Here is a 6,831-nt window from a genome sequence, read left to right as displayed (position 1 = left end):
TGCTGCGGGTGCCGGATGAATGCGCCTATTACAAGGAGGACGCGGGGAAAATGCTGCTGGGGGCCTTTGAACCCAATGCAAAACCCTGGGCGATGAAGGGTATCCCCGACAGTTTTGAATTCGACCAGCTGCCGGAAGATTTTGACCATTTTGAACCGATTTTGGAACAGGCCTGCAACCGGATGCCGATGCTGGGCGAGGCCGGCATTCATACCTTCTTTAACGGGCCCGAGAGTTTTACCCCCGATGATGCCTATCATCTGGGGCTGGCACCAGAGATGGACAACTTTTGGGTGGCTGCGGGCTTCAACTCGATTGGCATTCAGTCCGCGGGCGGCGCCGGCATGGCGCTGGCGCAGTGGATGGACGAAGGGCAGAAACCCTTTGATCTGGGCGATGTGGACATCAGCCGGATGCAGCCCTTCCAGGGCAACAAACACTATCTGTTTGAACGCTCCAAGGAAACGCTGGGTCTGCTCTATGCCGATCACTTCCCGTATCGGCAAAAGGCCACGGCCCGCGGAGTGCGGCGCACGCCTTTCCACCATCACCTGGTGGAACAGGGCGCGGTGATGGGCGAACTGGCCGGCTGGGAACGCGTCAACTGGTTTGCCAATGAAGGTCAGAAACCGGAATACGAATACAGCTGGAAACGGCAGAACTGGTTCGAGAACTCTGCCGCCGAACACCGCGCCGTGCGGGAAAATGTCGGCATGTATGATATGTCCTCCTTTGGCAAGCTGCGTGTCGAAGGCCCGGATGCCGAGGCCTTCCTGAACCACGTCTGTGGCGCCAACCTCAGCGTGCCCGCGGGCAAGATCGTCTATACCCAGTTCCTCAACACTCGTGGCGGTATCGAGGCGGATGTGACCGTCACCCGGCTGAGCGAGACCGCCTATCTGGTAGTGACCCCGGCGGCGACCCGTCTGGCGGATGAGACCTGGATGCGGCGCCACGTCGGCGCGCACCGGGTGGTGATCACTGATGTCACAGCAGGTGAGGGCGTGCTGGCGGTGATGGGACCAAATGCGCGCAAACTGCTGGAAAAAGTCTCCCCCAATGATTTCTCCAACGCGGTGAACCCCTTTGGCACCGCGCAGGAGATCGAACTGGGCATGGGGCTCGCCCGGGTCCATCGCGTAACCTATGTGGGTGAGCTGGGTTGGGAGGTCTATGTGGGTGCAGATATGGCCGGCCATGCCTTTGAAACCCTGCACGCGGCGGGTCAGGACATGGGGCTCAAGCTTTGTGGTATGCATATGATGGACAGTTGCCGGATCGAAAAAGGCTTCCGCCATTTTGGCCATGACATCACCTGCGAGGACCATGTCATTGATGCCGGGCTTGGCTTTGCAGTGAAAACCGACAAGCCGTCGTTCATCGGGCGCGACGCGGTGCTAAAGCGCAAGGAAACCGGCCCCAAGATGCGGATGCTGCAGTTCAAGCTCACTGATCCCGAACCGATGCTCTATCACAACGAACCGCTGATCCGCGATGGCGAGATCGTCGGCTATCTCAGCTCAGGCAGCTACGGCCATACCCTTGGCGGCGCCATGGGGCTAGGCTATGTGCCCTGCGAAGGGGAAAAAGCCGCAGAGGTTCTGGCCTCGACCTATGAGATTGACGTCATGGGAACGCGGGTACGGGCCGAGGCCTCATTGAAGCCGATGTATGATCCCAAATCGGAGCGGGTGAAGGTCTGACCCTGCTGCCAGTGATCTTGCTGCCAGTGATGACGTGAAACAGAGCGGGGTGCTGTGCGGCACCCCGTTTGCTTTTTTGAGGATCCGGTCGCAGCCTAGCGTTGTTCAGGTGGGATATCCTTGATCCGCGCCACATGGGCGGCAATGTCTTCGGAAGTGAACTTGGAGAAACGTCGCTTGTCACTGGCGGGGTGATTGGCCAACCCCAGCTTCAATTCGGGGCGATAGGCTTTTTGCGGGCGAATGGGGCGCGGCGCAAAGCCTCCGCCACAGGTCGGGCAGACATTGGCGAGCTTTTCGACGCAGGTGGCGCAATAGGTGCATTCGTAGCTGCAGATCCGGGCCTCAGATGACTGCGGCGGCAGGTCCGTGTCGCAAAGCTCGCAATTGGGTCGAAGGTCCAGCATGGTCAAAATCCTGTAACTTTTAGTGATCCGATTGGCAGGATGGCAGAGCTACGGCAGGCTGTCATGCTAATAACACCCTTTGCCGTCATGCGGTGTCCGCATCAGCTTTGGGGTGCCGTCGGCATGGCTTGACGCGGGGTTAGCATTGTTTGTCCCGGGGGGGCTGGGGCTAGACTATCGGCAGAGGCAACTTGAGAACGAGGGGACTGCGATGTGGACGAACTGGTCGGGATGTCAGACCTCTGAGGCCGCTGTTGTGGCGGCCTCCTCGATTCGCCAGCTGCAGGACCAGATCTCTTCAGCGACAGGGCCGCTACGTCCTGTCGGGGCCGGGCATTCCTTTACCCCGCTGGTGACAGGCGGTGGCCAGATCCTGCGGTTGGATCATTTTGAAAAGCCGACAGTCCTCTCCAGCTCAGAGGGCACAGCACGGGTCAATGCCAATGCCCGGTTGCATGAGCTCTCAGCGGCGCTGGGCGACAAAGGCCAAGCCTTTCGCAACCTTGGCGACATCAATGTGCAGTCCCTGGCAGGGGCCATGTCGACTGCCACCCATGGCACCGGGCAAACTCTGCCCTGCATCGCGGCTGAGATGAGTGGCGCACAGCTTCTCACGGGCACTGGTGACTTGGTGGAGATTGCATCAGAGGATCTGCCGGGCGTGCAGGTCAGCCTTGGCCTGCTGGGCATCCTGCTGGAGATTGAGCTCAACACTGTGCCCGCCTTCAACCTGCGCCGTCGGGTCGGGGTGCGCCCCCTTGAAGACCTGTTGGCGCATATGCATGACAACTGGGCCGCGCATCGTTGCTATGAGTTCTTCCTGCTGCCCCATAGTGGCAAGGGGGTGCAGATCAGCCATGATGTCACCCCGGATGCGCCAAGCAAACCGCCGGTGGATCTGGATGCCCTTGGTTTGCAGGTGATGAAAGCGGCCAGCGCCCTGCGCCATGTGCACCCCAGCCTGCAACGGGCGGTGCTGGGTCTGATGCTGAAGCTGCAAAGCGACGAAGACTATATCGGAGAGAGCTGGCGGGTGCTCAGCTCGACCCGTGCCATGCGGTTTAACGAGATGGAGTATCACTTGCCCCCGGCTGAGGCCGAAGCGGTGCTGCGCGAGATCACCAGAGTGATAGAGACCCGTCACCGCGATGTCTGGTTCCCGATCGAGGTGCGCCAGACCGCCGGAGATAGCGCCTGGCTGTCGCCGTTCCAGCACGGGGCGCGGGTCTCGGTGGCGGTGCATATGCATAGCAGCCAGGACTACGCAGGTTTTTTCCGTGACTGCGAAGCAATTTTTCGCGCGGCGGGCGGGCGGCCACATTGGGGCAAAATGCACAGTCTGAAACGGCGCGATCTGGAAGAGCTCTATCCCGATCTGGGCAAGTTTGACGCCCTGCGCGCCCGGCTGGACCCAAAGGGGCGCTTTCTGTCGCCTCCCCTGGCGGAGATGTTTTTACCATGAGCGAGATAGCCACCCCGCTGGAAATCTCCCTGCCGGATTTCAATCAATGGGATCAGATCCTGCAAGGCGCGGGGCAAAATCTGCCCTGTCTGGTGCTCGACCAAGAGCGGTTTCTGGCCAATCTGGAGCTGGCCCGCAGCAGGGCGCAGCCCGGCATTGGCCTGCGGGTGGTGGCCAAATCCCTGGCCGCGCTACCAATGTTGGATCTGGCGGTGGAAAAACTCGGGGCCGTTGGGGTCATGACCTTCTCTGCTGGCATGTTGCAAGGCCTGCTGCAGCAGCGCCCGCAGTTGGACCATCTGCTGGGCAAGCCGCTGCCTGCTTCGGCTGCGGCGGCTGTACTGGACCAACAGCTGAACGCGCCGGACCAGGTGATCTGGCTGATCGATACGTTCTACCGCGCGCAACAATATGCCGCCCTGGCAGCAGCGCGCGCCGTGACCCTGCGGGTGGCGATTGAGCTGGACGTAGGGCTGCACCGGGGCGGGGTTGATCCGGCAGATCTTGCCGCTCTGGTGTCGGAGATCCAGCAAATGCCCGCGCTGCGGCTGGAAGGCGTCATGGGCTATGAGCCGCATCTGGCAAAATTGCCTGCGCCCTTACACAAACGGTCAAAGCGCCTGGTCGATCAGGGGTTGAAAACGGCGGCTGAGCTATTGCAACAGGCGGGGGTGACGCAGCAATCAGGACAGCCCGCGCTGGTCAATACCGGCGGCAGTCTCACCTTTGCCAATTACAGTTCGGTGCAGGGCGTCAGCGAAATCTCTTTGGGGTCCGTGCTGGTCAAGCCGCAGGATTTCACCCTGCCCGCAACAGAGGGCTTTTTGCCCGCGATGTTCATCGCCACCCCGATTCTGAAATACCGCGCCAATAATCCGCTCCCGGGGCTTGAACCGCTGAGCAGGCTGCTGCGCTGGCGCCACCGCGCCAATCTGGCGATCTACGGTGGCTATTGGAAAGCCACACCAGTGCACCCGCAGGGCTATGACTATTCGGGGATCTTTGGCCGCTCCTCCAATCAGGAGGTATGGGCCGGACCGCAGCTGGAGGCTTCCCCGGTGGATCACTTTGCCTTTTTACACCCACATCAAAGCGAGGCGGTGATCCCCGAATTTGGCGAGGTTCTGGTTTTGTCAGAGGGCCGGATCGCCGAGACCTGGCACGCCCTGTCGGGCACGCATTAGCGCCTCCTACAAGGCCTTTATGACCTAGGCGTCATGGGTGCGGGTCAGGAACATGATTGCCGGGTTTGATATCTCTTGACGCTGGATGGTCTCTACCAGAGTTGTCGCTGTACAGTGGGCAATCACCTGATCGCATTGCTGTGCGCGCGAGACGATATCAATGCTGACCTTCTGCGCCAGTCCTGCCTCTGACAGGGTTCTTGCAGTGCTTTCAGCAGCGCCAACCCCCATATAGATCGCCATGCGGGTTCCCGGTTGCAGCTGACAGATCCAGGAGGCGTTGCCAGCCCTATCCTTGGTTTGCCCGGTGGCCAGCACCAGGGTGTCGCAGGTGCCCCGTTCCGTTAGAAACCCACCAAGCGCTGCCGAAGCGGCGCTGGCTGCGGTCACGCCAGGGACAATCTCGTAGGGGATATTGGCTGCCGCCAGGGCGTCAGCCTCTTCGGCACCACGGGCAAAGACGCCGGGATCACCGCATTTCAGCCGCACCACCCGTTTGCCCTGCCCGGCAATGGCGACCAGCGCCTCCGAGATCTTTTCCTGCGGCCAGTGATGGCAACCGGGGGCCTTGCCGACATAAATCCGCTTTGCCTTGGCAGGCGCAAGGTCGAGGATTTCGGGCTCGATCAGCCGGTCATAAAAGATCACATCCGCCTCTTGCATTCGTTGCACCCCGCGGAGGGTGATCAGGTCCTTGGAGCCTGGCCCTGCCCCCACAAGCGCAACCGTGCCGCTACCCTGCAAACCGGGTTTTGCCGTCCTGATGGCGGTTTTGATCAGCCGCTTTGCCTGCGCCTCACCGCTTTTGGCAGCAATCCGGCGGGCAGTGCCTGTGCCCCCTGTGAGATCAAAATCAAAAGGAAGCAGCGCTGCCATCCGACGCAGCACTAGGCAGGAAAGCCACGCGATGCCACGCGGGCTGGGCGAAGCATCGGACAGGGCAGGACGCGTTTGCAGCTGCATGGGCAGGGTCTTCATGATGATCTCCGGGATTGGCTGTGGCGGTTGGTCCATAGATCCGTGGCCAGGGCTGTGGTTTCTGTGAGGCTGGGGGCGGCGCCCTGGGTCCAAAGCGCCAGGGCAGCGGTGCCGATGACGCAAGAGCTGGCAAAGCCATCCGTCTCGGCACCCGACCAAAGCGCGGCAATATCGATGGCGTGATCCGGCTCGTGCAGGCGGCGGCTGTCCTCCAGCAGGGCGGGGGCCAGGGCGTCGATCTCCACCCCCTGCCGCAGCCCGAACAGGGCGGTGTCTTTGGCTGGGTTGCGTTCGAACTCTCCGCCGCCGCCCTTGATTACCAGCAGGTTCTGATCCCCGAGCAGTGTAGCGGCGCGCGATTGCAGCCCCCGGTAGGAGGGATGGAACACGCCCTGTACTGAAGCCTGTGCACCAAAGGGATTCCACATCCGCAACACTGTGTTGATGCAGCTGCGCAGGCCAAAGGTATCGCGCAGGTTCAGCAGGTCAAAGGCCAGGGGGTTCAGCTCTTCCAGTGGCGTATAGGTGAGGCCATCGCCCACGATCTGCAGCCTGTGCAGAGCCTGGCGCAGATCCGCCTGGCTGCCCTGATGCGAGTTCCAGCCGTGCAAAGCGACGCGATAGCCCGCCTGGGCTACCAGTTTAGCGGCCAGGACAAACAGTGGTGCCCCACGGCTGCGCCCGGCAGCATAACAGGGCCAGTCGAGATCCGCCTGTTGGTCGGCTGGAGTGACGCGGCGCAGGGCGGCAGTAAAACCGGCAATCTCTGCATCGGTCTCGCCGCGTAGACGCAGCACCATCAGCAGGGCGCCCAGTGCCTCGGGGGCTGCCTTTTCCGCCAGGATCACCCCCATGGCCTCTGACGCCTCCTCCTGCGTCAGGGCTCTGGCGCGGCCCTTGCCCTGGGCCACGATGCGGACAAAAGGCGCCAGACTCATTCCGCGGCCATCGGGATGCGGGTGGCATCCAACAGGGTTGACAGCTCTGGCTTGCAAGAGCCGCAATTGGTGCCTGCACAGGTGACTTCGCCCAGGGCTTCGACGGTGGAGGCCCCGGCGGTGATCGCCGCGCGCAGAGTGTTGATGCCGACATTGAGA

7 protein-coding genes are annotated in these 6,831 nt (G+C 61.6%); 3 read left to right on the top strand and 4 right to left on the bottom strand.

From position 1 onward, the window contains the following. Window positions 1-1,703 (top strand): GcvT family protein (locus ABJP42_RS20615; protein WP_348343836.1); only part of this gene is annotated, 1,703 nt, incomplete at its 5' end. 95 nt (window positions 1,704-1,798) lie between these two features. On the opposite strand, the gene ABJP42_RS20610 is transcribed toward ABJP42_RS20615, so the two are convergent. Further along, window positions 1,799-2,110, bottom strand: a complete 312-nt coding sequence (locus ABJP42_RS20610; protein WP_348343834.1) for a DUF1272 domain-containing protein — start codon at window positions 2,108-2,110, stop codon at window positions 1,799-1,801. Between the two features lie 211 nt (window positions 2,111-2,321). Between ABJP42_RS20610 and ABJP42_RS20605 the strand changes: the two genes are divergently transcribed. Together ABJP42_RS20605 and ABJP42_RS20600 are read left to right on the top strand one after the other, a co-directional pair. Then, complete coding sequence (locus ABJP42_RS20605) at window positions 2,322-3,572, top strand: D-arabinono-1,4-lactone oxidase (RefSeq protein ID WP_348343832.1); 1,251 nt, start codon at window positions 2,322-2,324, stop codon at window positions 3,570-3,572. Next, a complete protein-coding gene (locus ABJP42_RS20600) occupies window positions 3,569-4,756 on the top strand; it encodes an alanine racemase (RefSeq protein ID WP_348343830.1) in 1,188 nt (395 codons plus the stop codon). The genes ABJP42_RS20605 and ABJP42_RS20600 overlap by 4 nt, the downstream gene beginning before the upstream one ends. Window positions 4,757-4,780: 24 nt before the next feature. Here the strand turns inward: ABJP42_RS20600 and cobA are convergent, their stop codons facing one another. Genes cobA through ABJP42_RS20585 form a run of 3 tightly spaced genes read right to left on the bottom strand, consistent with a single transcriptional unit; the run spans window position 4,781 to window position 6,818 of the window. Further along, on the bottom strand, window positions 4,781-5,734 hold the full coding sequence (cobA, locus tag ABJP42_RS20595) for a uroporphyrinogen-III C-methyltransferase (RefSeq protein ID WP_348343828.1): 954 nt from the start codon (window positions 5,732-5,734) through the stop codon (window positions 4,781-4,783). Further along, window positions 5,731-6,672 carry a glycosyl transferase family protein gene (locus ABJP42_RS20590; protein ID WP_348343826.1) on the bottom strand — a complete coding sequence of 314 codons (942 nt, stop codon included), beginning with the start codon at window positions 6,670-6,672 and terminating at the stop codon, window positions 5,731-5,733. The genes cobA and ABJP42_RS20590 overlap by 4 nt, the downstream gene beginning before the upstream one ends. Continuing rightward, window positions 6,669-6,818 (bottom strand): (2Fe-2S)-binding protein, encoded by a 150-nt coding sequence (locus tag ABJP42_RS20585; RefSeq protein ID WP_348343838.1) that lies wholly within the window; start codon window positions 6,816-6,818, stop codon window positions 6,669-6,671. Before ABJP42_RS20585 ends, ABJP42_RS20590 begins: the two co-directional genes overlap by 4 nt. Between the last annotated feature and the right edge of the window lie 13 nt (window positions 6,819-6,831).

This window comes from Pseudophaeobacter sp., assembly GCF_039971195.1.
Classification (GTDB): Bacteria; Pseudomonadota; Alphaproteobacteria; order Rhodobacterales; family Rhodobacteraceae; genus Pseudophaeobacter.
This window is presented reverse-complemented; position numbering and strand designations above follow the sequence as displayed.